This is a genomic window from Gluconacetobacter asukensis (assembly GCF_014174375.1).
Lineage (GTDB): Bacteria > Pseudomonadota > Alphaproteobacteria > Acetobacterales > Acetobacteraceae > Gluconacetobacter > Gluconacetobacter asukensis.
In genome coordinates this window covers 128156-152361 of sequence record NZ_JABEQE010000002.1, presented here as the reverse complement: position 1 = coordinate 152361, position 24206 = coordinate 128156, and the positions used below count along the sequence as shown (strand labels likewise).

Annotated in this window: 22 protein-coding genes; 11 read left to right on the top strand and 11 right to left on the bottom strand. The window is 66.3% G+C overall.

What is annotated here, in order from left to right; translation table 11 throughout:
• Positions 1-186 precede the first annotated feature (186 nt).
• The gene (locus tag HLH35_RS03050; RefSeq protein ID WP_182977730.1) at positions 187-2421 is read left to right on the top strand and encodes an FUSC family protein; all 2235 of its coding nucleotides are present in this window, start codon (positions 187-189) and stop codon (positions 2419-2421) included.
• Positions 2422-2570: 149 nt separating this feature from the next.
• Here the strand turns inward: HLH35_RS03050 and accC are convergent, their stop codons facing one another.
• Genes accC through aroQ form a run of 3 tightly spaced genes read right to left on the bottom strand, consistent with a single transcriptional unit; the run spans position 2571 to position 4826 of the window.
• Complete coding sequence (gene accC / locus HLH35_RS03045; protein ID WP_182977729.1) at positions 2571-3923, bottom strand: acetyl-CoA carboxylase biotin carboxylase subunit; 1353 nt, start codon at positions 3921-3923, stop codon at positions 2571-2573.
• Between the two features lies 1 nt (position 3924).
• Entirely contained in the window at positions 3925-4371 is a 447-nt protein-coding gene (locus HLH35_RS03040) for an acetyl-CoA carboxylase biotin carboxyl carrier protein (RefSeq protein WP_182977728.1), read from the bottom strand.
• Positions 4368-4826 carry a type II 3-dehydroquinate dehydratase gene (gene aroQ / locus HLH35_RS03035; RefSeq protein ID WP_182947759.1) on the bottom strand — a complete coding sequence of 153 codons (459 nt, stop codon included), beginning with the start codon at positions 4824-4826 and terminating at the stop codon, positions 4368-4370. Before aroQ ends, HLH35_RS03040 begins: the two co-directional genes overlap by 4 nt.
• Positions 4827-5134: 308 nt before the next feature.
• Between aroQ and HLH35_RS03030 the strand changes: the two genes are divergently transcribed.
• Entirely contained in the window at positions 5135-5785 is a 651-nt protein-coding gene (locus HLH35_RS03030; protein ID WP_408870084.1) for a septal ring lytic transglycosylase RlpA family protein, read from the top strand.
• 66 nt (positions 5786-5851) lie between these two features.
• Here HLH35_RS03030 and HLH35_RS03025 read toward each other — a convergent pair whose 3' ends face one another.
• On the bottom strand, positions 5852-6775 hold the full coding sequence (locus tag HLH35_RS03025; protein WP_408870083.1) for a YihY/virulence factor BrkB family protein: 924 nt from the start codon (positions 6773-6775) through the stop codon (positions 5852-5854).
• A 318-nt stretch (positions 6776-7093) separates the two neighbouring features.
• On the opposite strand from HLH35_RS03025, the gene HLH35_RS03020 reads away from it, so the two are divergent.
• Together HLH35_RS03020 and HLH35_RS20135 are read left to right on the top strand one after the other, a co-directional pair.
• Positions 7094-8224 carry a type III PLP-dependent enzyme gene (locus tag HLH35_RS03020; protein WP_182977726.1) on the top strand — a complete coding sequence of 377 codons (1131 nt, stop codon included), beginning with the start codon at positions 7094-7096 and terminating at the stop codon, positions 8222-8224.
• Positions 8225-8741: 517 nt separating this feature from the next.
• On the top strand, positions 8742-8873 hold the full coding sequence (locus tag HLH35_RS20135; protein WP_275944208.1) for a hypothetical protein: 132 nt from the start codon (positions 8742-8744) through the stop codon (positions 8871-8873).
• A gap of 11 nt (positions 8874-8884) precedes the next feature.
• On the opposite strand, the gene HLH35_RS03015 is transcribed toward HLH35_RS20135, so the two are convergent.
• Genes HLH35_RS03015 through ccmA form a run of 4 tightly spaced genes read right to left on the bottom strand, consistent with a single transcriptional unit; the run spans position 8885 to position 11845 of the window.
• Positions 8885-9310: a GNAT family N-acetyltransferase gene (locus tag HLH35_RS03015; RefSeq protein ID WP_182977725.1), complete on the bottom strand. Its 426-nt coding sequence runs from the start codon at positions 9308-9310 to the stop codon at positions 8885-8887.
• On the bottom strand, positions 9201-10460 hold the full coding sequence (locus HLH35_RS03010; protein ID WP_182977724.1) for an acyltransferase family protein: 1260 nt from the start codon (positions 10458-10460) through the stop codon (positions 9201-9203). The genes HLH35_RS03015 and HLH35_RS03010 overlap by 110 nt, the downstream gene beginning before the upstream one ends.
• Before the next feature lie 18 nt (positions 10461-10478).
• Positions 10479-11159, bottom strand: a complete 681-nt coding sequence (gene ccmB, locus HLH35_RS03005; protein ID WP_182977955.1) for a heme exporter protein CcmB — start codon at positions 11157-11159, stop codon at positions 10479-10481.
• An 11-nt stretch (positions 11160-11170) separates the two neighbouring features.
• On the bottom strand, positions 11171-11845 hold the full coding sequence (gene ccmA / locus HLH35_RS03000) for a heme ABC exporter ATP-binding protein CcmA (protein ID WP_408870088.1): 675 nt from the start codon (positions 11843-11845) through the stop codon (positions 11171-11173).
• 221 nt (positions 11846-12066) lie between these two features.
• On the opposite strand from ccmA, the gene acnA reads away from it, so the two are divergent.
• The 4 genes from acnA to HLH35_RS02980 all read left to right on the top strand — a co-directional run bounded on the left by acnA (position 12067) and on the right by HLH35_RS02980 (position 18205).
• Positions 12067-14760 carry an aconitate hydratase AcnA gene (gene acnA / locus HLH35_RS02995; RefSeq protein ID WP_182977723.1) on the top strand — a complete coding sequence of 898 codons (2694 nt, stop codon included), beginning with the start codon at positions 12067-12069 and terminating at the stop codon, positions 14758-14760.
• Between the two features lie 76 nt (positions 14761-14836).
• Positions 14837-15580, top strand: a complete 744-nt coding sequence (locus HLH35_RS02990) for an ATP-binding cassette domain-containing protein (protein WP_182977722.1) — start codon at positions 14837-14839, stop codon at positions 15578-15580.
• An 11-nt stretch (positions 15581-15591) separates the two neighbouring features.
• Positions 15592-17085, top strand: a complete 1494-nt coding sequence (locus HLH35_RS02985; RefSeq protein WP_182977953.1) for an ABC transporter substrate-binding protein/permease — start codon at positions 15592-15594, stop codon at positions 17083-17085.
• Positions 17086-17317: 232 nt separating this feature from the next.
• Positions 17318-18205 carry a LysR family transcriptional regulator gene (locus tag HLH35_RS02980; protein ID WP_182977721.1) on the top strand — a complete coding sequence of 296 codons (888 nt, stop codon included), beginning with the start codon at positions 17318-17320 and terminating at the stop codon, positions 18203-18205.
• Positions 18206-18299: 94 nt separating this feature from the next.
• On the opposite strand, the gene HLH35_RS02975 is transcribed toward HLH35_RS02980, so the two are convergent.
• The 3 genes from HLH35_RS02975 to HLH35_RS02965 are packed head-to-tail and all read right to left on the bottom strand — an operon-like array spanning position 18300 to position 21192.
• Positions 18300-19298, bottom strand: coding sequence for a hypothetical protein (locus tag HLH35_RS02975; protein WP_182977720.1), 999 nt, complete (start codon positions 19296-19298; stop codon positions 18300-18302).
• Between the two features lie 26 nt (positions 19299-19324).
• Positions 19325-20593 (bottom strand): AAA family ATPase, encoded by a 1269-nt coding sequence (locus tag HLH35_RS02970; RefSeq protein ID WP_182977719.1) that lies wholly within the window; start codon positions 20591-20593, stop codon positions 19325-19327.
• Complete coding sequence (locus tag HLH35_RS02965) at positions 20590-21192, bottom strand: hypothetical protein (RefSeq protein WP_182977718.1); 603 nt, start codon at positions 21190-21192, stop codon at positions 20590-20592. The genes HLH35_RS02970 and HLH35_RS02965 overlap by 4 nt, the downstream gene beginning before the upstream one ends.
• 174 nt (positions 21193-21366) lie before the next feature.
• Between HLH35_RS02965 and rimP the strand changes: the two genes are divergently transcribed.
• From rimP to HLH35_RS02950, 3 genes are read left to right on the top strand one after another with little or no spacing between them, the layout of a single operon-like run.
• A complete protein-coding gene (gene rimP, locus HLH35_RS02960; RefSeq protein WP_182977952.1) occupies positions 21367-21975 on the top strand; it encodes a ribosome maturation factor RimP in 609 nt (202 codons plus the stop codon).
• A gap of 18 nt (positions 21976-21993) precedes the next feature.
• Positions 21994-23529 carry a transcription termination factor NusA gene (gene nusA, locus HLH35_RS02955; RefSeq protein ID WP_182977717.1) on the top strand — a complete coding sequence of 512 codons (1536 nt, stop codon included), beginning with the start codon at positions 21994-21996 and terminating at the stop codon, positions 23527-23529.
• Positions 23530-23561: 32 nt separating this feature from the next.
• On the top strand, positions 23562-24203 hold the full coding sequence (locus HLH35_RS02950) for an RNA-binding protein (protein WP_182977716.1): 642 nt from the start codon (positions 23562-23564) through the stop codon (positions 24201-24203).
• Positions 24204-24206: the final 3 nt, after the last annotated feature.

Sequence of the window (24206 nt, the reverse complement as noted above, 5' to 3'; positions counted from 1 at the left end):
GAATACGGTTTCGTGACCTCTGCTATTCGGTCCCTGTGCTGTCGGCGGATGGCGCGGTGATCTAATGGTGATTAAAGAGCCCGACCGAAAACGCGCGCTGGATCGCCGCCAGTGTGCCTTTTTGGTCAGGCTCTGAGAGAGGACGTGAAACCGCCGTCCGGCGGCGGGTGCAGTGCAGGAGCATGGATGCCGGGAAATAGTCGCGAGCCGTCGCTGACCCCTGATCTGGCCCGGCTGCGCGATCTCTGGTCCCAGCTCTGGTCGGGGTTTTCCCGCCGGCAGGACCATCTGCGCTGGCTCTTCGCCCCCGACCTGCTGACATTCGGCTATGCGCTGCGGACCACGATCACCTCGCTGATCGCCCTGGGCATCGCATTGTGGTGGGAGCTGGGCAGCCCCCAATGGGCGGCCCTGACGGTGTGGATGGTCGCGCAGGGCACGCGCGGCAAGAGCGTGGCCAAGGCGCGCTGGCATCTGTTCGGCATGGTCGTCGGCACGATCTTCGCCGTGGCGCTGGTGGCGGCCTGTCCGCAGCAGCCGCTGCTGTTCATCCTGCTGCTGGCGGTCGGGATCGGGTTGTTCTGCTTCGTGGGCACGCTGCTGCCCGGGCCGGCGACCATGACCAATTATCGCATCCACGGGATGCGGGCCAGCGGCTTCACCTACGCCATCATCGCGCTGGACGGCATTGCCGACCCGGAACATATCTTCCAGATCGCCATGGCGCGCGCGACCTATATCGTGCTGGGCATCGTGCTGGAAAGCTCGGTCTCCTCGCTGTTCCAGTTCCGGCTGGGCGAGCGGGCGCGCGACCGGCTGTCCCACAACTTCCTGACCGCCATCGACGGCGCCGCCCGTGCGCTGTCGGACCTGCTGGGGGGCGACGGGCAGGCCCTGACGCGCGCGCGGGGCGTGTTTTCGACCATCACCACGTTGAGCGACCAGATCGAGTTCGCCGAGGTGGAACTGGGCCGCCATCACGGGCATGAGGGCGACCATGCCCGCGCCGCGCTGGCGCGCGTGGCGGTGCTGCTGTCACGCGGGCTGGACCTGTCGGCGCTGCTGCACATGCCCGGCCATGTGGAGGGCGATGTCTTCAGCACGACGGCCGCATCCGTGCGGACCTTCCTGCTGGCCCTGCCCGCGCGGCTGCAGGCCGGCGACATCCAGCCCAGCCTGCTGCAACTGGCGGGATTGCGCGCCACCTGCCGCCAGGCGATCGCGGATTCGCTGGGCGAAGAGATGGGCAGCGACAGCCGGGCCCCGGCCAGCGAGGACGAGGCGCGCGGCCTGCAATGGCAGCGCATGCTGCATCACGCGCTGGATGCGATGCTGGAAGATCTGGAAGGGGCGATCACCCAGTTCGAGGCCAGCCTGCACCCGCTGCCGCACGACCATTTCCATTATCGCATCAAGACGTTCCGCGACTGGCGGCTGGCGGGCGCCAACAGCCTGCGTGCGTCGATCACGATCTTCGGTGCCGGGGTGATCTGGATGACCACCGGTTGGTCGGTCGGGCTGCTGTTCCTGATGTTCGTCTCGATCGTGTGCAGCCTGTTCTCGACGCTGGAGAAGCCGGCGCTGGCGACGCAGGCCTTCCTGACCGGGGCGCTGTGGGCGGTGGGGGTGTCGGCGGTGCTGGTGCTGTGGACGCTGGCGACGCCGTCGACTTTCGAAGTCCTGGCCCTGTGCCTCAGCCTGCCGATGCTGGCGGGCGGGCTGGCATTTGCCTATCCCACGATCATCCTGGCCGCCGTATCCTATAATCTGTTCCTGCCCATCCTGCTCGGCCCGGACAATCAGGGGCGGCTGGACGAAGTCACCTTCTTCAATACCGCCATGCCGCTGATCCTGGCGCTGTGGTACGCGATGTGGTCGTTCCGGCTGGTGCTGCCCAACGATACCAACGCCATGCGCTGGCAGATGCGCAGCGAGATCCTGAAAGGCCTGCGGCATGTGGCGCGGGCGCCCAGCCTGCCCACCACGATCTTCGTGGTCGAACGGAACGTGGACCGTTTCGTGCGGCTGCTGACCAATGCCGGCGAGACGCCGGAACCGGTGATCGATGCCTATCTGCAAGGTACGCTCTCGGCGATGACGATCGGCCTGAACATCATCCGCCTGCGCCGCATCCTGGCGCGCAATCTGCTGCCGGTCGCTGCTACCCAGGTGATCGAGGCCATGATGGGCCGCATGGAGCAGTTCAGCGGCCGCTATGGCGGCCATTACGGCCGCACCGCACGCGCGGCCAAGCTGGCCAGCCAGCGGATCGCGGCCCAGGCCGGGCACGAAGACAATCTGGGCGTGCGGATGGAAATGGACCGCGCCCTGGCCAGCCTGAACGTGATTTCCTACGAGCTGGACACCAACCGGATGTTCTTCGACGCGTCGAGCCCGTATCTGGATACCGCTTTCGGGTAATTTCGCTGAAAGACCGGCGTTGCCAAGGGCGTTGCCCTTGACCCACCAAAGGGCAGATGCCCTTTGGAAACCCATTCGTTATCAAATGATTGGGGTGCAGGGCCTCAGGCCCTGCCGGGTCCAGGGCAGAGCCCTGAGTATGCTCAATCTTAAAGCGATCCGGCCTGGGAGGCGACGAAGCGTTCCAGCCAGTGGATGGTGTAGTCGCCCTTCTGGAATTCGGGATCGTCGAGGATCTTGCGGTGCAGGGGGATCACCGTCTTGACGCCGTCGATCACGAATTCGTCCAGCGCGCGGCGCATCCGCGCGATCGCCTCGGCCCGGGTGGGGGCGTGGACGATCAGCTTGCCGATCATGCTGTCGTAGTAGGGCGGCACGCGATAGCCGGCATAGAGCGCGCTGTCGATGCGCACGCCCAGGCCGCCGGGCGGATGGTAGACCGTCACCGTGCCGGGGGTGGGCATGAAGGTCGCCGGGTCCTCGGCATTGATACGGCATTCGATGGCGTGGCCGCTGAAGCGGATGTCCGACTGCTCGTAGCCCAGCGGTTCGCCGGCGGCGATGCGGATCTGCTCGCGCACCAGGTCGACGTCGCAGAGCATTTCCGTCACCGGATGTTCCACCTGCAGGCGGGTGTTCATCTCGATGAAGCAGAACTGGCCGTCCTGATACAGGAATTCCAGCGTGCCGGCGTTGCGGTAGCCCAGCTTGCGCAGCGCCGCCGTGGCGGTGGCGCCGATCGCGTCGCGCTGCTCGGCGGTCAGGGCCGGCGAGCCCGCTTCTTCCAGCAGCTTCTGGTGGCGCCGCTGGAGCGAGCAGTCGCGCTCGCCGAAATGCACGACGTTGCCATGGGTATCGGCCAGGATCTGCAGCTCGATATGCCGGGGCCGGTCCATGTATTTTTCGAGATAGACCTCGTCATTGCCAAACGCGGCACGGGCTTCGGTCCGGGCGACGCTCCAGGCCTCGGCCAGCTCGTCGGCGGTCTGGGCGACCTTCATGCCGCGCCCGCCGCCGCCGGCGGCGGCCTTGATCAGCACCGGATAGCCGACCTGTTCGGCCACCGCGCGGGCCTCGTCCAGGCTGGCCAGCGCGCCGTCCGAGCCAGGCACCAGCGGCACGCCCAGCGCCCGCATGGTCGTCTTGGCGGTGATCTTGTCGCCCATCATCCGGATGTGCTGGCCGGTCGGCCCGATGAAGGCCAGGCCATGGGCCTCGACCGTCTCGGCGAAATCGGCGTTCTCGGACAGGAACCCGTATCCCGGATGGATCGCGTCCGCCCCGGTGATGGTCGCGGCCGACAGGATGGCGGCAACGTTCAGGTACGAGTCACGCGAGGCCGGCGGGCCGATGCACACGGCTTCGTCCGCCAGGCGCACATGCATGGCGTCGGCGTCGGCCGTGGAATGGACCGCGACCGTGCGGATCCCCATTTCGCGGCACGCGCGCAGGACCCGCAGGGCGATTTCGCCACGATTGGCGATGAGGATCTTGGAAAACATCTTACTCTATGATGGCCAGGACTTCGCCGAATTCGACCGGATCGCCCGACACGACCAGGAACTGCTTCAGCGTGCCGGCGCGCGGGGCCTTGATCTGATTGAAGGTTTTCATCGCCTCGATCAGCATCAGGGTCTGCCCGGCGGTGACGCTCTGCCCTTCGGTGACGAAGGGGGGCGCGCTGGGGTCGGGCGTCAGGTAGGCCACGCCGACCATCGGACTGGTGACGGCGCCCGGATGCTTGGCCGGGTCGGCCGGCGCGGCGGCGACGGGGGCGGCCGCGATCGGGGCGGCCGGGGCCGCCGGCACGGCATGGACCACGCCGGGCGCGGCGCGGGCAACGCGGATGCGGTTGTCCTTCTCCGCGATCTCGATCTCGGTCAGGCCGGTTTCGGTCAGAATTTCAGCCAATGCCCGAATGGCATCCGCGTCCACGAGCAGTCGGCTCATCGATCGTTCTCGTCCAGAATCATGTCTGTCATCGCCTGAAGCGCCATTGCATAGCCACGCACGCCCAGACCGCAGATGATTCCTGCGGCGGCCCGGGAGCAATAGGTATGATGGCGGAATTCTTCGCGGCGGTGAATGTTGGAGATATGGACCTCGATCACCGGCAGCTCGACGGCCAGGAGCGCGTCGAGCAGGGCGATTGAAGTGTGGCCGTAGGCGGCCGGATTGATAACGATCCCCTGCGCGCGGTTGCGGCATTCCTGCACCCACGACACCAGCTCGCCCTCGCCGTTGGTCTGGCGGAAGTCGATGGCGACATCCAGCCGCTCGGCGGCCTGGATGCAGATCTGTTCCACGTCGTCCAGGGTCGCGCGACCATAGACTTCGGGCTGGCGCATTCCGAGCATGTTCAGGTTGGGCCCGTTCAGGACCGCGATCAGAGGGCGCTTTATCATCACAGGCGCCGTAGCACGACCTTCGGCCGGTTCCAAGAGAATGATCATGGCCGGTGCGGCGGCCCTGCCGCAGCCCTGTATCGGGGGCGGCAGTAATGAAGGCTGAAAATTGCCATAATTGACGGTGCAAATGCCGGCGGCACGGGAAAACCGGGGCGGCACCGAATCTTGCCAGGCTGTCGCGCCGGTATCGTGGTGGAAAAAACTGGACTCAACGGTCGCGGGACTGCTTTATTGTGACCCGATACTGGCTGATTGATCCGAAGAGGACTGAAAGCGCATTGGAACTGCACCGGACACGACGAGGAATGCGAATGGGTGGCCAGGCGATGCTGTCGCTGCTCTGCCTCGTTTTCTTCGTGTCGGCCGCCTGTGCCCATGAGGGGGTGGATACGGCGCCGGTGCGTGCATCGTCCGATGCCGCGATGTCCGATGCCCAGGCCCCGGGGGCCGATGGCCGCCCCGTGACGGCGTGGGCGGCCTCGGTCCGCGCGGCGCTGGCGCGGCGGTCGCATGCGCTGGCGGCCGCCAGCCGGTCCGCGCTCGCCTGGTCCGAGCAGGGGGTGGCCAGCTGGTATGGCCATGCGCGCCGTCCCCGGCATGAGGTGGTGCGCCGGACCTCGTCGGGCAGCAATTTCGACCCCAGGGCGCTGACGGCCGCGCATCCGACCCTGCCGATGGGGACGCGGGTGCTGGTGCGCTCGCAGGATACCGGTCGTTCGGTGGTGGTGACGGTGAATGACCGTGGCCCGTTCCTCGGTCGCCGGATTATCGACCTGTCCCCCGCTGCTGCGGCACAGCTGGGGATGCTCAATGCCGGGACCGCCCATGTCGTGATTCAGCCGGCTTCGCCCGTTGAAGTCGCGCAGGCCGAAGCCTCGGACAGCAGCGCGGACGCGATTGCCGCCGCCGGGCCGCATGCGGTGCGCCGCGTGACGGACGCCGCCCACCGCCACTGAGCCGGTTGGTATCGGTCGCCGGCGGGCCGGCCTTGCCGCGGTCGGCGGGGCCTTTGAAACCGCATGTTACTGGGGCTTGGCGGAGCGGGCCTGCTCCATTTCTTCTTCCAGCCCCGCGTTCAGTTCCGCGCCCAGCATGACGACATAGGCGGTCACGAAGAACCACATCATCGTCGCCACCACCGCGCCCAATGGCCCGTACGTGGCGTTGTAGGTGGCGATGGTGCCGATATAGTACGAGACCCCGACCGAAGTGACGATCCAGATCAGGGTTGCCGCGCAGGAGCCGGGCAGGATGCGGCGCCACGGGACGGCGGGGCGGCTGGGCCCGAGCCGGTAGAGCAGCGTGCAGGCCACGAGGACGAACAGCAGCAGCAGCAGCGGGCCGCCCATCTGTACCAGCAGTTCGATCGACCAGGGCGGCGGCGCCAGGCCCAGCCGTTCGGGAATGAAATTGATCAGGACCGGCAGCGCCACCATGACCGCCAGCGTCAGCACCGCGCCGCAGATCGCGCACAGCGTCATGCCCAGCGCCACCATCTGGAACCGGATGAAGCCCCGTGTCTCGGTGGTGCCGTAGGCGATATTGACGGCGGCGATGATCGAGCGCGTGGCGGCCGAGGCCGACCATAGTGCGATGGTGGTGGAGATGATCAGGTTGAGCGTCAGCGACGAATGGGGCTCGGCCGCCAGCGTGTGGATCCGTTCGCCGATCAGGGTGAAGGCCGAGGGCGGCAGCAGGTGCCGCAGCAGGTCGAGCTGCGGCTCCACCGTGTCCGGGTTCAGCACCAGCCCGTAGATCGAGATCAGGGTGCTGATGGCCGGGAACAGGGACAGCGTCGCATAGAACGCGCATCCCGCCGCGGCCAGGGTGATCTGGTCCGACGTCAGGTTATGGAGCATGCGGCGCAGGACCGGCCGCCAGAGTCGCCTCAGATCAGGGGGCGTATCGGCAAGATGATCGGGTTTGTCTGGCTGCAGGACGATCAAGTTCGCTCCGTCGGTCGGGTGTGGGGCGGCGTGCGCCCCGTGGTGGGCGGCCATCGCCCGGCGGGTTTGCACTACCTAACGAAAAAACATGCGCAGGGGACGATTTTTCTGTTGCGCGCAAGGTGCTTTGCCCCCATATGCGCTCTCCACGCAACAACGCACGTGCCACTGGCCCTCTGAGGTTACGCAACGACGTCAAGCGTTCTGGCAATTGGGGGCCCTTCGGGGCCCGGTTCTGGTCGCTGGTCCGTTAGACCGTTTCGCAACACCTGTCCGGCGCAAGTTCCGGGTAGATTTCACAGAAGGGATTTGGGTGCGATGACTCCCAAAATCGCCCATTTTCTGGCGGAGCATGCTCCCGCCACGCCCTGCCTCGTCGTCGATGTCGACCGCGTCGAGGCCCGCTATCGCTCGCTGCACGACGTGCTGCCGCTGGCGCGCATCTATTATGCGGTGAAGGCCAATCCGGCGGAAGCCATTCTGCGCCGGCTGGTGTCGCTGGGCTCGGCCTTCGACGCCGCGTCGTGGGAAGAGATCCGCATGTGCCTCGATGCGGGTGCGCAGGCGCAGGACATTTCGTTCGGCAACACCGTCAAGAAGGTATCGGCGATCGCCAATGCCCATGCGGCCGGTGTGACGATGTATGCTTTCGACTGCATCGAGGAACTGGAAAAGCTGGCCCGCCATGCGCCGGGATCGCGCGTCTATTGCCGCCTGATCGTCGAGAACGAGGGTGCGGAATGGCCGCTGTCGCGCAAGTTCGGCACCACGCTGGACAGTGCGCGCGACCTGATGCTGCGCGCCCGCGAGCTGGGGCTGGACCCGTATGGCCTGTCGTTCCACGTCGGCAGCCAGCAGACGACGACCGATGCGTACGAAGCCGCGATCGCGCGGGTCGGCATGCTGTTCACCGACCTGGCCGCGGCGGGGCTGAACCTGCGCATGGTCAATCTGGGCGGCGGCTTCCCGATCCGTTACCGTGAGGACGTGCCCGAGATCGACCGGTTCGCGCTGGCGATCAGCCATGCGATGACCGAGCATTTCGGCAACGACCTGCCGGAGATGATCGTCGAGCCCGGGCGCTTCATCGTCGGCGATGCCGGCGTGGTGTCGTCCGAGGTCGTGCTGGTGACCCGCCGCGGGCTGAAGGACGATACGCGCTGGGTCTATCTCGACATCGGCCGTTTCGGCGGCCTGGCCGAGACCGAGGGCGAGTCGATCCGCTACGGCATCCGCACGCCGCATGATGGTGGCGCCACGGGTAAGGTGGCGATTGCCGGCCCGACCTGCGACGGTGCGGACATCATGTACGAAAAGGCGCCCTACGCCCTGCCGCTGGATCTGGCGTCGGGCGACCGGATCGAGCTGCTGTCGACCGGGGCTTATGTTTCGACCTACTGCTCCACCCGGTTCAACGGTTTCGCGCCGCTGACCGAGCATTATATCTGACGATTGCGGACGCGCCCTTTCGCGGGGTGCTTCCGATGGTCGGCCCGCTGCTGAAACCCGTCGCCCTTCGCGACGAGTTTTCTGTTTTCAGGATGATTCCTCCTGGCGGGTGGGTCGACATAATTCGTTGTCGATAAGCCATAATGAAACCATCGTTACGGGTCTATCTAAGCAAGAATAGCGGGGGTAACCTGAAGGGCTTGAGTAAGTCGAAATAGGACTGGAAAGGTCTTGTTTTATATTCTCACGCCATGAAGCGGGCAGGGGCACGATCGCTTCCTACTCGATCGGCCATTTTTTGCTGATCGATGCCGGGGCGTGCGCGTTGCCGATCCGGGAAGTGACGGCCCGGCGTGGTGTGCGGGGCTCTCTCTCTCATGACGAAACGGCTTGTGGATCATCATCAATGTTCAAGGCAAATACGCGGGAGGGATCGCAGCCGAGTGCGCGGAAGAAGGTCAGTGTCCGGGCGATGGCGCATTCTCTGATCGCTGTGTGTGGCGCTGGGGCGCGCGGCATGACGATGCGTCATATCGTCCGCTGCCTGGAGGAGGATCGGCCCGATGACGTCATGTTCTGGCTGAAGGTCCGTAACCAGATCGACTGGCTCATGCGGACCAGCCGGCGCGAGGGCGACAACATCCAGTAAGCAGGTGGGGGTTATGCCAGAACCTTCTGCATGAAATAGCGCGGGTAATACGGGGCCGGTCCGTCGATCTGGCCGAAGACCGCGAAGCCGTGGCGTTCGTAGAACTGCCTGGCCTGGAAGGCCTGCGTATCGAGCCACATGTGATGACAGGCCCGCCGCCGTGCCTCCTCTTCCGCCAGCGTGAGCAGATGGGAGCCCAGGCCCTTGCCGCGCATTATGTCGGGCAATGCCAGCATTTCGATGTGAAAGCCGCCCCAGCGGGAGGATGCGATCAGGCCGCCAACGATGGTGTCGCCATCCATGCTGACCAGAGCGGCGAAATCCTGATTATCGAGGACGGGAACGGTGGCGCGCGTAAATCGCCGCAGCGTGTTCAGGACAGCGGCGCATTCCTCGGCGGTCGGCTGATCGGTGATCCGTATCGTCGTGTCTGTCATGTGTATCCGCCTCGACCTGAAGCCACATCCGAAGCCGACGATTGGCTGGTGTCGAGACCAGCCTATCGGTCAACCATCCCAGCAGCCAGGACAGGATGAAGGCGGGGGCGAACCAGAGCCAGCCGGTGCGCATGGTACCGCCGCTGAGGTGGAACAGGCCGACGAGCGGGAACACCACGAACATGTGGGTCAGGTAGATTTCGTAGCTCATGAAGCCGAAGGAGCGGAGCCATCTGGTGCCGCGCGCCAGGCACCGTTGTCCCCAGCCCCAGTGGAAGGCGACCAGTATGGCGGCGCAGCCGAGTGTCAGCACCAGCATCGTGCTATTGCCCAGAATCCGGAAAAGGGCATTTTCCTGCAGGAAGACTGCCAGCAGCGCCAGGGTGGCGAGACAGCCCAGGGTCGTGACGATCGCCGGGCGCGGAGCGGGCCGGCCCGCCACCATGATCGCCGCGCAGACGCCGGCCGCGATGGCCGCGATTCCGGGCAGGTAAGCCTTTTCCTGCCAGACCTCCGGCGCGGTGGCCAAGGCGTCGAGGGTGAGCGGCAGCGAGAGTGCGACGAGTGCGAACAGGCCGGTGCGGAGCCGGGGAGTGCGCGCCAGGCACAGGCAGAGGACGGGAAAGCCGAGATAGAAGAGTTCCTCGATCGAGAGGGACCACAGCACGTCCCAGCCGCCCGGCAGGTAGCCGGTCCGCCCTTCGTACCAGTTCAGATGCATGGTCAGCGCGGAGAAGATCGCGCGCCCAAGGGACTGGTCGGCGCGGGTGATGACGTAGTTGGGGACGCCCAGCAGATCGAGCAGCGTCAGGATGCCGACCAGGGCGAGCAGGCAGGGCGCGATGCGGGCCAGCCGCCGGCTATAGAAGGCGCGCGGGTCCAGCGTGGACAGGGCGCCCCATCGCCGGATCGTGTGGCTGGTGACGAGAAAGCCGGACACGACGAAGAACAGGAAGACGGCCTCGGCGCCGAACCAGCTGAAGAGGCGAAGGATCGGCAGGGGGACGATCCCGGCGAGGCCGGCCTTTGCCAGCGGAATCCGCAGGGCCATGTGGTGCGAGACGACCAGGAGGATCGATGCGCCGCGCACGAGGTCGATCCCGGGATTGCGGCCATCGAGCCTGCCGGTTCCAGACGGGGTGTCGGCCATGGATGCGGTTCTGCGGCCTTACTCGACGGCCGCGCGCAGGCCGGCGCCGGCTGCCAGTGGGCAGAGCGGCAGCGCGCCGGCCAGGAAGGCGCCCAGCAGTTCGAGGTCCGGTCGCCAGGACAGGCCGGTTTGCGCCGCGTCCAGTGCCGCCGCGCCGAAGATCAGCGCCGGGGTGGCCAGGGGCAGCACCAGCAGCGGCAGCAGCACGCCGCCCCGGCGCGCGCCCAGCACGATCGACGCCGCCATGCCGCCGATCAGCGACAGGATGGCGGTCCCCAATGCCAGTCCCGCGAGCAGGATCGGCAGCACCGGCATCGGCAGGCCCAGCATGATGGCCAGCGGGGCGGCGGCGATTAGCAGGGGCAGGCCGGTGGTCAGCCAGTGCGCGATCATCTTGGCCAGCGCCACCAGCGCCGGCGGCAGGCCGGACAGCATCAACTGGTCCAGCGATCCGTCTTCCAGTTCCGATCCGAACAGCCGGTCCAGCGGCAGCAGGGCCGCCAGCAGGGCGCAGACCCAGACGATGCCAGGGGCCATCCGGCGCAGCAGCTCTGGCGAGGGGCCGAGCGCCAGGGGAAACAGCGCGCCCGCGAGGATGAAGAACAGCACCGCGCCCAGCGTGTCGGCGCCATGGCGCAGCGCCAGCCGCAGGTCGCGCCCGATGACGGCCGCCAGCAGGGCGGGGAGGGAGGCCTGCATGCTCTCGGCCTTCATGACCACGACTCCATGTCCATCTCTTCCATGGTTTCAAGGCCGCTCGCGCCCGGCAGGGCCAGGGTCCGCGCATCGGGGAGGGGCAGGGGAACATGGGTGGTTGCGATTATGATTCCGCCCGTCTCGCGATGGGCGTGAAACAGGGCTTCCAGCAGCCCGATGGAGCTCGTGTCCAACCCCAGGCTGGGTTCGTCGAGCAGCCAGAGCGGTGCGCGGGCCAGCATCACGCGCGCCAGCGCGGCGCGGCGCTTCTGCCCGGCCGAGAGCATGCGGGCCGGCAGGTCGGCCAGTGGCAGAAGATCGAGTGCCTCCATGGCCTGTTTCGGGTCCGACCCCGCCGCGCGGGCGGGCAGGGCGAGGTTTTCGCGCAGGGTCAGGCCGGGCTTCAGCGCGTCCTGATGGCCGAGATAGGCCACCCGCGCGGCATGGGCCGTGCGGTCGGCCAGGGCATCGATACCCGCCCATAGCACATGGCCGCCTTCCGGTTTGCGCAATCCGGCGAGAACGCGGAGCAGGGTCGACTTTCCTGCGCCGTTGGGCCCGGTCAGCAGCAGGGCCTCGCCGGCATCCAGCCGCAGTCCGACACCGTCGAGAACCAGTCTTTCCCCTCTGAAAACAGAGATGTTTTCGACGTTCAGCAAGGGGCCGGCGGGGGGGCGGGGGGCAGAAATGGCGATCGTCCTCGGATTGGGGTCGGCGGCGGCGGCACGGCGGCGGAGGCGTGTTCCCGCGTTCTTGTTACCGGGGCCAGCTTGTGTCGTCACTGCGTCCGGGTATGTTCTACGACCGTTGGGAGATCAAGCCGGTTGTCCAGAGGGAACACACCGCCTTCATATGCGGAGCACGTGCCCCAATTGGATAATCCGTTGCTGACGCCACGGAGGAAAAACCAATGAAGTCGGTTGGGCACGATTCAATCAAGACAGGCCGTACGCTTAATGTCGACGGCAAGACGTACCATTATTTCTCGATCCCGGAAGCTGAGAAGACCATTGGCGATGTGACGCGCCTGCCGGTGAGCCTGAAGGTGCTGCTGGAGAACATCCTGCGCTTCGAAGACGGCCGGTCGTACAGCGTCGACGATGCCAAGTCGATTGCCGGCTGGCTGCCGGAAGGCAGCAGCGCGAAGGAAGTTCCCTTCAAGCCCTCGCGCATCCTGATGCAGGACTTCACCGGCGTGCCCGCCGTGGTCGATCTGGCCGCGATGCGCGACGGTATCCTGAAGCTGAATGGCGACCCGCAGAAGGTGAACCCGCTGGTGCCCGTCAACCTCGTCATCGATCACTCGGTGATGGTGGACGTGGCCGGCACGCCGGACGCGCTGCAGAAGAACGTCACCATCGAGTTCGAGCGTAATGGCGAGCGTTATGCGTTCCTGCGCTGGGGCCAGGAAGCGTTCGAGAATTTCTCGGTCGTGCCGCCGGGCACGGGCATCTGCCATCAGGTGAATCTGGAATATATCGCCCAGGTCGCGTGGACGGCCGACGTCGACGGCAAGAGCTACGTCTATCCCGACACGCTGTACGGCACCGACAGCCATACGACGATGGTCAACGGCCTGGGCGTGCTGGGCTGGGGCGTGGGCGGTATCGAGGCCGAGGCCGCGATGCTTGGCCAGCCGATCGCGATGCTCATCCCCGACGTCATCGGCTTCAAGCTGACGGGCAAGCTGCCCGAGGGCGCGACGGCCACCGACCTGGTGCTGACCGTTACCCAGATGCTGCGCAAGAAGGGCGTCGTCGGCAAGTTCGTCGAATTCTTCGGCCCGGCGCTGGACCATCTGCCGGTTGCCGATCGCGCGACGATCGCCAACATGGCGCCGGAATATGGCGCGACCTGCGGCTTCTTCCCGGTCGATCATCTGACGCTGGACTATCTGCGCCAGACCGGCCGTGACGAACACCGCATCAAGCTGACGGAAGAATATCTGAAGGCGCAGGGCATGTTCCGCACGGTCGAGACGGCCGAGCCCGTGTTCACCGACACGCTGGAACTCGACCTGTCGACCGTCGTGCCGTCGCTGGCCGGCCCGAAGCGCCCGCAGGACCGCGTGACCCTGAAGGACGCGACCGGCGCGTTCGAAACCGAGCTGACCGGTGGCCTGGGCGTTCCCGCCGCCGATGCGCACAAGAAGGCCAAGGTGGCCGGCACGAACTACGAGATCGGCCACGGCGACGTGGTGATCGCGGCCATTACCTCGTGCACCAACACCTCCAACCCGGCGGTGCTGATCGCGGCCGGCCTGGTGGCGAAGAAGGCGCGCGCGCTCGGCCTGAAGCCGAAGCCGTGGGTGAAGACGTCGCTGGCGCCGGGCTCGCAGGTCGTGACCGACTATCTGGACCGCGCCGGCCTGACGGAAGAACTCGACGCGATGGGCTTCAACACCGTCGGCTATGGCTGCACGACCTGTATCGGCAATTCCGGCCCGCTCGAGTCCCACATCGTGGATGCGATCGAAGGCAACAAGCTGGTCGCCGTGTCGGTGCTGTCGGGCAACCGCAACTTCGAAGGCCGCATTTCGCCGAACGTGCGCGCCAACTACCTGGCCAGCCCGCCGCTGGTGGTCGCCTACTCGCTGCTCGGCACGATGCGCGAGGACATCACCACCGCGCCGCTGGGCACCTCCAAGGACGGCAAGCCGGTCTATCTGAAGGACATCTGGCCGACCAACAAGGAGATCGCGGACCTGATCGGTTCCTCGATCAGTCGTGAGGAGTTCATCAAGCGCTACAGCCAGATCGGCAAGGGCACCAAGGAATGGCAGGCCCTGAAGGTCGCGACCGGTTCCGAGACCTACAAGTGGGATCCGACCTCGACCTACGTGCAGGACCCGCCGTACTTCCAGGACATCACGCCGGAGCCCAAGCCCAAGGGTGACATCGTGGGTGCTCGCGTCCTGGCGCTGCTGGGCGACAACATCACGACCGACCATATCTCCCCGGCCGGCTCGATCAAGGAAAGCTCGCCTGCCGGCGTCTACCTGAAAGAGCATCAGGTCTCGGCGAAGGACTTCAACTCCTACGGTTCGCGTCGCGGCAACGACCGCATCATGGTCCGTGGCACCTTCGCGAACATCCGCATCAAGAACGAGATGCTGCCGGGCACCGAAGGGGGCCTGTCCAAGCACTTCCCCGACGGGAAGGAAGGCTCGATCTACGATGTCGCGATGGAATACAAGGCCGAGGGCGTGCCCCTGGTCGTGTTCGGCGGCAAGGAATACGGCATGGGTTCGTCGCGCGACTGGGCGGCGAAGGGCACCCTGCTGCTGGGCGTTCGCGCCGTGATCGCCGAGAGCTTCGAGCGCATCCATCGCTCCAACCTGGTCGGCATGGGCGTGCTGCCCCTGCTGTTCAAGGACGGCACGACGCGCAAGTCGCTGAACCTGAAGGGTGATGAAATCATCGACATCAAGGGGCTGGAGACCATCACCCCGCGCATGACGATCGACATGGAAATCACCCGCGCCGACGGCACCAAGGAAACGGTGCCGCTGCTCTGCCGCGTCGATACGCTGGACGAGGTCGAGTATTACCGGCATGGTGGCATCCTTCAGTATGTGCTGCGTGGGATGACCAAAGCTGCCTGAACGGTCTCTTCTTCCGCTTGATGAGTCTGGCGCCGGCCCGGGTTTCCCCGGGCCGGCGTTTTTTGCTGAGTCCGTCGTGCGGGCCGATCAGGTGCGCAAGATTTTCGACGGGTACGCGGTGCTGCGCGGCATCTCGCTGGACGTGGCGCGCGGCGAGCTGATTTCGATCATCGGGCCGTCGGGCTGCGGCAAGTCGACATTCCTGCGCTGCCTCAATTTTCTTGAAATTCCCGATTCCGGGACGGTGGATATCGCCGGCGTGACGATCACGCGTACCGGCGGACGCTGGACCCGTCAGGAGGAGGACGCCGCCCATCGCCTGCGCGCGCATGTCGGCATGGTGTTCCAGTCCTTCAACCTGTTTCCCCACCGCACCGTGCTGGACAATGTCATGTTGGCGCCCGTGCGCGTGAAGCGCATGCCGGCCGACGAAGCGCGGGCCGAGGCGCTGGCGTTGCTGGACAAGGTGGGCCTGTCCGCCATGGCCACACGCTATCCCGATACGCTGTCGGGCGGCCAGCAGCAGCGCGCGGCCATCGCGCGGGCGCTGGCGATGCGCCCCGACGTGATGCTGTATGACGAACCGACATCCGCGCTCGACCCCGAACTGGCCGAAGAGGTGCTGTCGGTGATGCGCACCCTGGACAATGAGGGGATGACCCAGCTTGTGGTCACGCATGACATGCGCTTCGCCCGCGCGGCGTCCGACCGCGTGGTGTTCATGGATGGCGGCGAGATCGTCGAGGCCGACGATCCCGACCGGCTGTTCGTCGCGCCGGAAGACCCGCGCACGCGGCGGTTCCTGAGGTCCGTCCTGTGAAGGCCGGCCTGATGGTCCTGCTGCTGGCGCTGGCGGTGACGTTTCTGCCCGTGGCCAGCCATGCCGCGCCCCTGCGCTGGGCGTCTGATGCCGAGGCCAATGTGCCGTTCGTGTTTCACGATCCGGCCGACCAGTCCCGTCTGACCGGCTATGAATACGAGATCGCGCAGGCGATCGCCCGCCGCCTCGGCCGACAGACCCAGTTCGTCCAGAATGACTGGGACGGGCTGATTCCCGGCCTGCAGCGCGGGCTGTACGACATGGTGATCGACGGGATCGAGATCACCCCCGAGCATGAACAGGGCGTGCTGTTCAGCCGGCCCTATTACATGACGACCGAACGCATCACCGTGCGGCGCGACCAGCAGGGGCTGGACACGTTGGCGGCATTGCACGGGCATGTCGTGGGCACGCTGAAGGACACCACGGCCGAGCGTATGTTGCAGGCCGATCCGTCGATCCGCATCCGGTCTTACGAGGAAGAGACCAACGCCTATACCGACCTGAAGAACGGACGGCTGGATGCGGTGCTGCTGGACGGTACCATCGCGCTTTATTATGGGTCGCCGGACCCGGACCTGAAGCTGGTGGGCGCGCCGATCGGGCAGGTGGCGTATGGCGTCGCTTTCGCCCAGGGCAATAGCGTGCTGCGCGACCAGGTGAATGCCGCGCTGGACGGCATGATGCGGGACGGCGAACTGCACCGCATTCTGGCGCGCTGGAAATTATGGACGCCGGCCATGGCCGCGCTGACCGGCGATGCCTCGACGCCCGAGATTGCGCCTGATGCCTGGGACCATTACCGGGCCGCCACCGCGCCGACGGCCGGCTGGCGGGCGCGGTTCGATCGCTATGTCAGCTTCCTGCCGCTGCTGCTGCATGGTGCGCTGCTGACCTTCGCGGTCTCAGCCTGTGCCATGGTGCTGGCGGTGGGGCTGGGGCTGGCCCTGGCGCTGATGCGCCGGTATGGGCCGCGCTGGCTGGGTGCGTTGGCGACGCTCTATGTCGAGATCGTGCGCGGTACGCCGCTGCTGATCCAGATCCTGTTCATCTTCTATGCCCTGCCGGGCATCGGCCTGCGCCTGTCGCCATTCGTGGCCGGCGTGCTGGCGCTGGGCATGAATTATGCCGCCTATGAGGCCGAGAATTACCGTGCCGGGCTGCAATCGGTGGCGCGCGGCCAGATCGAGGCCGCAATCGCGCTGAACATGACGCATTTCCAGGCCCTGCGCTTCGTCGTGGTGCCGCAGGCGGTGCGGATGGTCATTCCGGTGATGACCAACGATTTCATCTCGCTGCTGAAGGATTCGTCGCTGGTCAGCGTGATCACGCTGACCGAGCTCAGCCAGACCTATGTGCGGCTGTCTTCGACCTATTATGATTATTTCGGCACCGGCCTGCTGATCGGGGTGGCCTATCTGTTGCTGGGTCTGCCCTTCGTGCGGCTGGCCCGTATGGCCGAAGCGCGGTTTCATACCGGGCGCCAGCGGCAGGGGCATATTTAAGAACCAGGGCTCTGCCCTGGACCCGCCAAGGCCTGAGGCCCTGCACCCCAATTATTTGATAATGAATGGGTTTCCAAAGGGCTTTGCCCTTTGGTGGGTCAAGGGCAAAGCTCTTGCCGGGAATATGGTTGATGCGTCTGGCACATGTCGGTGCTGTTTTATGTCGCGTTGTGCATAAATGGCGGGAAGCCTAAAGAAAACCAGTCGAAGACAACCCGAACGTCATGTGGTCATGGATCTGCTATCCGCTCTTCACAGTTTTGTTCGCGTCGCTGCCACCGGGTCGTTTTCCGCGGTTTCGCGGGAAACCGGCGCCAGTCAGCCGACGATTTCCCGCCATATTGCGCTGCTGGAGGCGCATTATGGCGCCACTCTGTTCGCCCGGACGACGCGCAGCCTGATGATGACCGAGGATGGGCGCAGCCTGCTGCCCCATGCCTACGAGGTGCTGGAAATCCTGGAAACCGCCGAAACCGCGCTGGGCCGCCGCCGGGCGTCGGTGTCCGGCCTGGTGCGGTTGGGGGTCACGACGGCTTTCGGCCTGTACATGACCAGCCGGCTGGGCGAGTTGCTGGACAAGCATCCCGACCTGGCGGTGGAACTGATCATGCGCGACGGGTTCGGCGATCTGGTCGAGGAAGGGCTGGACCTGGCGGTACGCGTGGGTGAGATCGCGGAAGGATCGCTGATTGCCCGCCGCCTGGGCACCGTCAAGCGGATCGCAGTTGCCAGCGGGGACTATCTGGCCCGGCGTGGCGCGCCCGCCCATCCGCGTGACCTGCTGAATCATCCCTGCATCGCCTATACCTATGGCGGCACGCGCCATGACTGGCATTTCGAAGGCAATGGCGAGGAAAGCGTGGTCGCCGCCAGCGGCCCCTTCCGCGCCAACAGCAGCGAGGCGGTGCTCCAGGCTACCCTCGCGGGGCTGGGGATCGGTTTGCTGCCGTCCTTCCAGGTGATGGAAGATATCGCCGCCGGCCGGCTGGTCCGCCTGTTCCCGGAATGGGCGGTGCCGGAACTGCCGTTCTACGCCGTGCATACCGGGCCGCGCACGTTGCCGTTGCGGACGCGCACGGTGCTGGATTTCCTGATCGATATCTCGGATGTGCTGCGGTAGGGGAAGGATCTTCTTTTTCTGAAGAAAAAGAAGCAAAAAGACTTTTGTTCGTTCAGGAGCCTTGTGCTTGCTCAAGCCAAGGCTCCTGAACAGATTACTCGCCCGGCAGGACCGAAGCCGGATCGCGGCTGGCGCGGACCAGCTCGGGGCTGCCATTCGTCAGGTCGCCATGAAAGCCGCGCCGCAGCATGGTCGTCCAGCCGTCCATCCAGCCATTGGCGGCGTTGACGAAGCGCTCGGCGCCCGGGTTCTGCGGCAGGGCCTGTTTCAGCCATTGTTCCGGCGGGGCGGGCAGCGTCATGGTGCCCTTGCGGGCCGGACTGAGCAGGATGGTCACGTTTTCGATGTTCGCACCGCGATCGGCGGCGGCCTCGGCGTAGTTCCAGGTCGCGACCAGCATGACATACGGGATCGGGAAGCCCAGCACGTGCAGGCGGTTGAACGCGGTCTGGATATCCACGCTGTCGCTCAGCGGCTGGCCCTCGATCTGGACATGGCTGGTGAACCAGCATTCCATCACTTTCGATGCGCTGGGGACGATCTTGGACAGGTAGTTCCGGTCGTCGTGGCAGCCATTGTTCATCGAATCGACGGTCGAGAGCGGCAGCGATTGCGTGCTGGCGCGCGCGATGATCACCCCGGTCACGACGCCGCCTTCGGCACGCACCAGCACGTTGCTGAGCAGTTCGCCGTGCGGGCCGCTCTGCGTCGTCAGCACCGGGTGCCAGGTGCCGGCGGGCAGGGGCAGGATGCGCCCGGCGAAGGGGATGGCCCCCGCCAGGTCCGAGGTGATGGGCGGGGCCGCCAGTTGCGGGCCGCCCGCCGTCTGCTGGCCATTGTCCGGCGCGCCGTCCACTGGTGGGGCGGGCGGTGCGGCGTCGGGCGGCGCGTCGGGGGAGGATGACGGTGCCGGCGGTGGCGGGGTACGGCCCAGGGTGCGGTTGATCCGGTCGAACACCGGCCGCAGGGCCGGGACCGCACGCGTCAGGTACGCCGGCGGATAGAGCAGCGTCAGCGCCGTGAAGAGGGGGATGCAATAGAGCATCGCGCGCCAGATCGGCGCGCGATGCCAGAGACGGGAAGCTGCGGACATTCAGGTCGCCGTACGGGAAAAGCGGGTCAGCGCAGGACGCGGGCCCGCTGGGCCTCGGTATCGTTGGCGATCTCGGCGCTCACGCCGTTCTCGCCGGAAATGACGCGCACCGTCTTCGCCCCCTGCTGGCGGGCGGAAATCAGCGAGTCGCTCATCATGTCTTCGATCGACCGTACCAGGTCGCGGGCGCTGGCGGCGGCGCCCATCTTGCTCTGGCGGCGCATGACCTCGAACAGCAGCGACGCGTCGATGCCGCCGGTCTCCACCTTCAGGCCGTAGCTTTCGATCATGGCCTCGATCTCCAGCGCCGCGACGCGGGCCACGTCCAGGCCGGTCAGGGCGCGGAAGACGAAGATGCGGTCCAGGCGGTTCAGCACCTCGGGCGCGAAGCCGGCCTGGCGCAGGGCCTCGACCGACTCGGCGCGCATGCGGTCGGGTTCGTCGGCCAGGCGGTCGGCGATCTCGGACAGGGCATCGGTCGCGATGTTCGACGTCAGCACGAAGATGGCGCGGACGGTGGAGATCTGCTGGCCGGTGGAGGCCTCGGTGACGTGCCCGTCATTCCACGCGGTGAGGAATTTCTTGAAGACGTCGGGATGCGCCTTCTCGATTTCGTCGAGCAGGACGACGGCGTCGGGCTTTTCCTTCAGGCCGCCGGTCAGCTTGCCGAACGTGTCGGAGCCGACATAGCCCTTGGGCGAGCCGAAAAGCTGCGTCGCGGCATGCGGCGAACTCATCTGCGTCATGTCGAAATGCAGCAGCGGGCGGTCGAGCTGCCGGGCCATCTGCTTGGCCAGGTAGGTCTTGCCGGTGCCCGGCGGGCCTGCCAGCAGGAAGATGCCGACCGGCTTGCCGCGCACCTGCAGCGCCATGCGGCGGCGGAGCTGGGCGGCGATGTCCTCGCAGACCTGGTCCTGCCCGATCACCCGCGCGCGCAGGCTGGCGGCCAGTTCCTCGGCATCGATCACCGTTTCTTTCTGTTCGCGCGCCAGCATTTCTTCCAGCGCGGTGCGATTGGTCAGCCTGGCCAGTACATCCATCATCCACCCCCGTCGGCGCCGTAGCCCCTTGCGCGCCAGCCGTTCGGCGCGGGTCTCGAACATCAGTCCCGCCAAGGCCAGCAGGCTGCTCCCGCCCATCAGCACCGGAAAGGCCGGCGCACACCATTCCATGAAATGCGCCAGACTGGCGAGTGAAAGATGTAGCGAGGCCGCGGCCTGCAGGCTGGCCAGGACCAGGAAAATGACCATCATGACCGGCATCAGCCGGTTGAGGGCGGGCAGAAGAGCCTTCATTGGACGATCACATCCAGAACAAGCATCTGGTCCCGGTGAATGACCGGCAGCGGCGTCGGCCCCAGGACCGTGATGGCCCCCGGCGCCACGCCGGCCGGGCCAGGATCGGAAACCGGCGCGATATCGACCTCGCCGGATATGCGGATGGGCAGCAGCACGGTGCGCGGCTTGGGGGTCAGCGGTACGGTCTGGGTGATGCCGCCCGAGCTGACGGTCACGATGCCGCCCGTGCCGCCCTCGTCATAGATCGGCATCTGGACCAGCCGGTATTCCCGCTTGCGGATGCCGGCCAGGATCCGGGCCTGCTGGTCGGGCGTCAGTCCCGATTGCTGCAGGGCGCGCGGCGCGTTGTCGGGCGCGATCATGGCGAATTGCTGGGTGCTGCTCAGGGTGCCGGCCCCGGCGGCGGCACCATGCGCGGCATCGCTGACGATCGGGGCGGGTGCCGGGGCCGGGTGGTCGCTCTGGCTGGCCATGCGGGCGCTGAAACCGGCCACGACGATCATGCCCGCCGCCAGGCCGTACCATAGGGGCCGGCCTTTGCCGGGTCCGGCCTCGTCGGGCGCGGCGCGTGCTTCGGGGTCGGGCGTCTGCCTCATGTCCGTATCATGCGTGCGCCCCATGCGGTTGGGCAAGCATGCAAACGAGGACGTGATTGTAATGTAATGTAGCCCCAGGGGACCGCCGGGGTGCTGCCGGCGCATGCACCTTGCGGCGGCGTGCGTTATCGCCTATATCAGCTGCATTCCTTCATCTTCCGCTTTTCTTGGGGGGTGGCCTTGCCGGCCGCCTTTTTTGTTTTGGACGCAGATCTACCCTACCTCACCGGCCTGGACGCCAAGGTGGCCGCCCTCGTGGCGCCCGTCCTGGCCGATATGGGATTCGAACTGGTCCGTGTGGCGATCCTGGGCCGGGAGAGCCCGACGGTGCAGATCATGGCCGACCGTGCCGATGGCAGCCTGATCGCGATCGAGGATTGCGAACAGATCAGCCACGCGGTGGGCGCGGTGCTGGATATCGAGGACCCGCTGCCGGGTGCCTGGACGCTGGAAGTCTCCTCGGCCGGCATCGACCGTCCGCTGACGCGGGCGAAGGACTGGAACAGGTTCGCCGGGCATCTGGCGAAGGCCGAGGTGAATATCCCGATCGACGGCCGCAAGCGCTTTTCGGGCATCCTGCTGGGTGCCGCGGACGGGGTCGGGCGGCTGCGGCTGGAAGATGGAACCGAAGTGGCGCTGCCGCTGTCGGATATGCGTCGCGCGCGACTGGTTCTGACTGATGAGCTGATCGCCGCCAGCGCTCATATGATGGGGGTCTCCGACGACGGAGACCCGGAAACCCCTGTCCCGCCCGGCGAGAAGCCGGCGCGGAAGACTCACTAAGACGTCCTGGAGGTTCTGATGGATACGTCCGTTTCCCGTCCCGAGCTGCTGCTGGTGGCGGATGCCGTCGCGCGCGAGAAGGCGATCGACCGGGAGGAAGTCCTGGAAGCGATGGAGCAGGCCATCCAGAAGGCCGGGCGTGCCAAATATGGGCATGAGAAGGACATTCGCGCGACCATCGACCGCAAGACCGGCGATGTCCGCCTGTCCCGCTGGACCGAGGCCGTCGAGGTCGTGGAGAATGAGGAAACGCAGATCCCGCTCCACATCGCCCGCAAGTTCAAGCCCGAGATCCAGCTGGGCGAGCATCTGGTCGACCCGCTGCCGCCGATCGATTTCGGCCGTATCGCGGCGCAGACGGCCAAGCAGGTGATCGTGCAGCGCGTGCGCGAATATGAGCGCAAGCGCCAGTTCGAGGAATTCAAGGACCGCGTGGGCGAGATCGTGAACGGCACGGTCAAGCGCACGGAATACGGCAACCTGATGGTCGAGATCGGCAGTTCCGAGGCGCTGCTGCGCCGTGACGAGCTGATCCCGCGCGAGAGCTTCCGCAATTCCGACCGCGTGCGCGCCTATATCTATGATGTGCGCGACGAGCCGCGCGGGCCGCAGATCTTCCTGTCGCGCACCCATCCGGCCTTCCTGGCCAAGCTGTTCGCCCAGGAAGTGCCCGAGATCTATGATGGCATCATCGAGATCAAGGCCGTGGCCCGCGATCCGGGGTCGCGCGCCAAGATGGCGGTGATCTCGCGCGATGCCTCGATCGATCCGGTCGGTGCCTGCGTGGGTATGCGCGGATCGCGCGTCCAGGCCGTGGTGCAGGAACTGCAGGGCGAGAAGATCGACATCATTCCCTGGAGCCCCCAGGCGGCGACCTTCGTGGTCAACGCCCTGGCGCCGGCGGAAGTCACCAAGGTGGTGATGGATGAGGAAGCCGGGCGCGTCGAGGTGGTGGTGCCGGACGAGCAGCTCAGCCTGGCGATCGGCCGGCGCGGACAGAATGTCCGCCTGGCCAGCCAGCTGACGCGCTGGGATATCGACATCCTGACCGAGGCCGAGGAATCGGAGCGCCGGCAGGAGGAATTCCGCCGTCGCAGCAGCCTGTTCGTCGAGGCGCTGGACGTCGATGACGTCATCGCCGGCCTTCTGGTGACGGAAGGCTTCCATTCGATCGAGGAACTGGCCTATGCCGACCCCGACGAACTGGCCGGGATCGAGGGTTTCGACGAGGATGTGGCCAGCGAGCTGGTCCGCCGCGCCGAAGGCTTCCTGGCGCGCCGCGAGGACGAGCTGGACGAGAAGCGCCGTGGGCTTGGCGTGTCGGACGAGATCGCGGTCCTGGGCGTGTTTTCCAACCAGATGCTGGTGACACTGGGTGAAAAGGGTGTGAAGACCCTGGACGACTTGGCCGACCTGGCCGGCGACGAATTGGTCGAGTTCCTGGGTGGCGACGTCATCGACGAGGAAGCGGCGAACGAGATCATCATGGCGGCGCGTGCCCACTGGTTCGAGGGCGAGCAGCCGGCCGACGCGCCGGAGGTGCCGGAGGCCTGAGCCACGGCGTGTCGGAGCAGGCGAGGCAGGATATGACGGCGGACGCCGAACACGAGCCGGACGACGACGAGCGGGGGCCACTCCGCCGCTGTATCGTCACGCGGGAGCGTGCGGCGCCCGAGACGATGCTGCGTTTCGTGGTCTCGCCCGACCGGATTGTGACACCCGATCTTTCCGCGCGTCTGCCCGGACGGGGAATCTGGTTGAGCGCGCGGCGGGATGTGCTAGAAACGGCCCGGACACGGGGGGCGTTCTCACGCGCCGCCCGCGGTCAGGTCGTTGTTCCGCCCGACCTGGATACGATCCTGGAAGCCGGCCTGGTGCGCCGGATACTGGAGACGGTGGGACTCGCACGACGGGCCGGTCAGGTGACATACGGTTTCGTCAAGGTGCGGGAATGGATAGAGGGCGGTCGCGCCGGTCTGGTGATACAGGCCGAGGATGGCAGCCCTGACGAGAGGACGAGGTTATTGTCCGGCGCACGGGATCTGCCGATAGCGGTTGTTCCTACGGCGGCGGGTCTGGGGGCGGCATTCGGCCGTGACCATGTCGTGCATGCGGCGATGTCGCGTGGCGAACTGGCACGGCGCGTCCGCATTGATAGTGAACGTTTTGCGGGGCTGTCCGGCAGGGCGGTTCCGGGTTCGTCGGACCAATCCGGCGAACTTGGGTGAACA

What these genes read in the sequence shown, in the direction of transcription:
- HLH35_RS03050 (WP_182977730.1), top strand. Translation starts at nt 187, where the DNA reads ATGCCGGGAAATAGTCGCGAGCCGTCGCTGACCCCTGATCTGGCCCGG.
- accC (WP_182977729.1), bottom strand. Translation starts at nt 3,923, where the DNA reads ATGTTTTCCAAGATCCTCATCGCCAATCGTGGCGAAATCGCCCTGCGG.
- HLH35_RS03040 (WP_182977728.1), bottom strand. Translation starts at nt 4,371, where the DNA reads ATGAGCCGACTGCTCGTGGACGCGGATGCCATTCGGGCATTGGCTGAA.
- aroQ (WP_182947759.1), bottom strand. Translation starts at nt 4,826, where the DNA reads ATGATAAAGCGCCCTCTGATCGCGGTCCTGAACGGGCCCAACCTGAAC.
- HLH35_RS03030 (WP_408870084.1), top strand. Translation starts at nt 5,135, where the DNA reads ATGCGAATGGGTGGCCAGGCGATGCTGTCGCTGCTCTGCCTCGTTTTC.
- HLH35_RS03020 (WP_182977726.1), top strand. Translation starts at nt 7,094, where the DNA reads ATGACTCCCAAAATCGCCCATTTTCTGGCGGAGCATGCTCCCGCCACG.
- HLH35_RS20135 (WP_275944208.1), top strand. Translation starts at nt 8,742, where the DNA reads ATGACGATGCGTCATATCGTCCGCTGCCTGGAGGAGGATCGGCCCGAT.
- HLH35_RS03015 (WP_182977725.1), bottom strand. Translation starts at nt 9,310, where the DNA reads ATGACAGACACGACGATACGGATCACCGATCAGCCGACCGCCGAGGAA.
- HLH35_RS03010 (WP_182977724.1), bottom strand. Translation starts at nt 10,460, where the DNA reads ATGGCCGACACCCCGTCTGGAACCGGCAGGCTCGATGGCCGCAATCCC.
- ccmB (WP_182977955.1), bottom strand. Translation starts at nt 11,159, where the DNA reads ATGCAGGCCTCCCTCCCCGCCCTGCTGGCGGCCGTCATCGGGCGCGAC.
- acnA (WP_182977723.1), top strand. Translation starts at nt 12,067, where the DNA reads ATGAAGTCGGTTGGGCACGATTCAATCAAGACAGGCCGTACGCTTAAT.
- HLH35_RS02985 (WP_182977953.1), top strand. Translation starts at nt 15,592, where the DNA reads ATGGTCCTGCTGCTGGCGCTGGCGGTGACGTTTCTGCCCGTGGCCAGC.
- HLH35_RS02980 (WP_182977721.1), top strand. Translation starts at nt 17,318, where the DNA reads ATGGATCTGCTATCCGCTCTTCACAGTTTTGTTCGCGTCGCTGCCACC.
- HLH35_RS02975 (WP_182977720.1), bottom strand. Translation starts at nt 19,298, where the DNA reads ATGTCCGCAGCTTCCCGTCTCTGGCATCGCGCGCCGATCTGGCGCGCG.
- HLH35_RS02970 (WP_182977719.1), bottom strand. Translation starts at nt 20,593, where the DNA reads ATGAAGGCTCTTCTGCCCGCCCTCAACCGGCTGATGCCGGTCATGATG.
- HLH35_RS02965 (WP_182977718.1), bottom strand. Translation starts at nt 21,192, where the DNA reads ATGAGGCAGACGCCCGACCCCGAAGCACGCGCCGCGCCCGACGAGGCC.
- nusA (WP_182977717.1), top strand. Translation starts at nt 21,994, where the DNA reads ATGGATACGTCCGTTTCCCGTCCCGAGCTGCTGCTGGTGGCGGATGCC.
- HLH35_RS02950 (WP_182977716.1), top strand. Translation starts at nt 23,562, where the DNA reads ATGACGGCGGACGCCGAACACGAGCCGGACGACGACGAGCGGGGGCCA.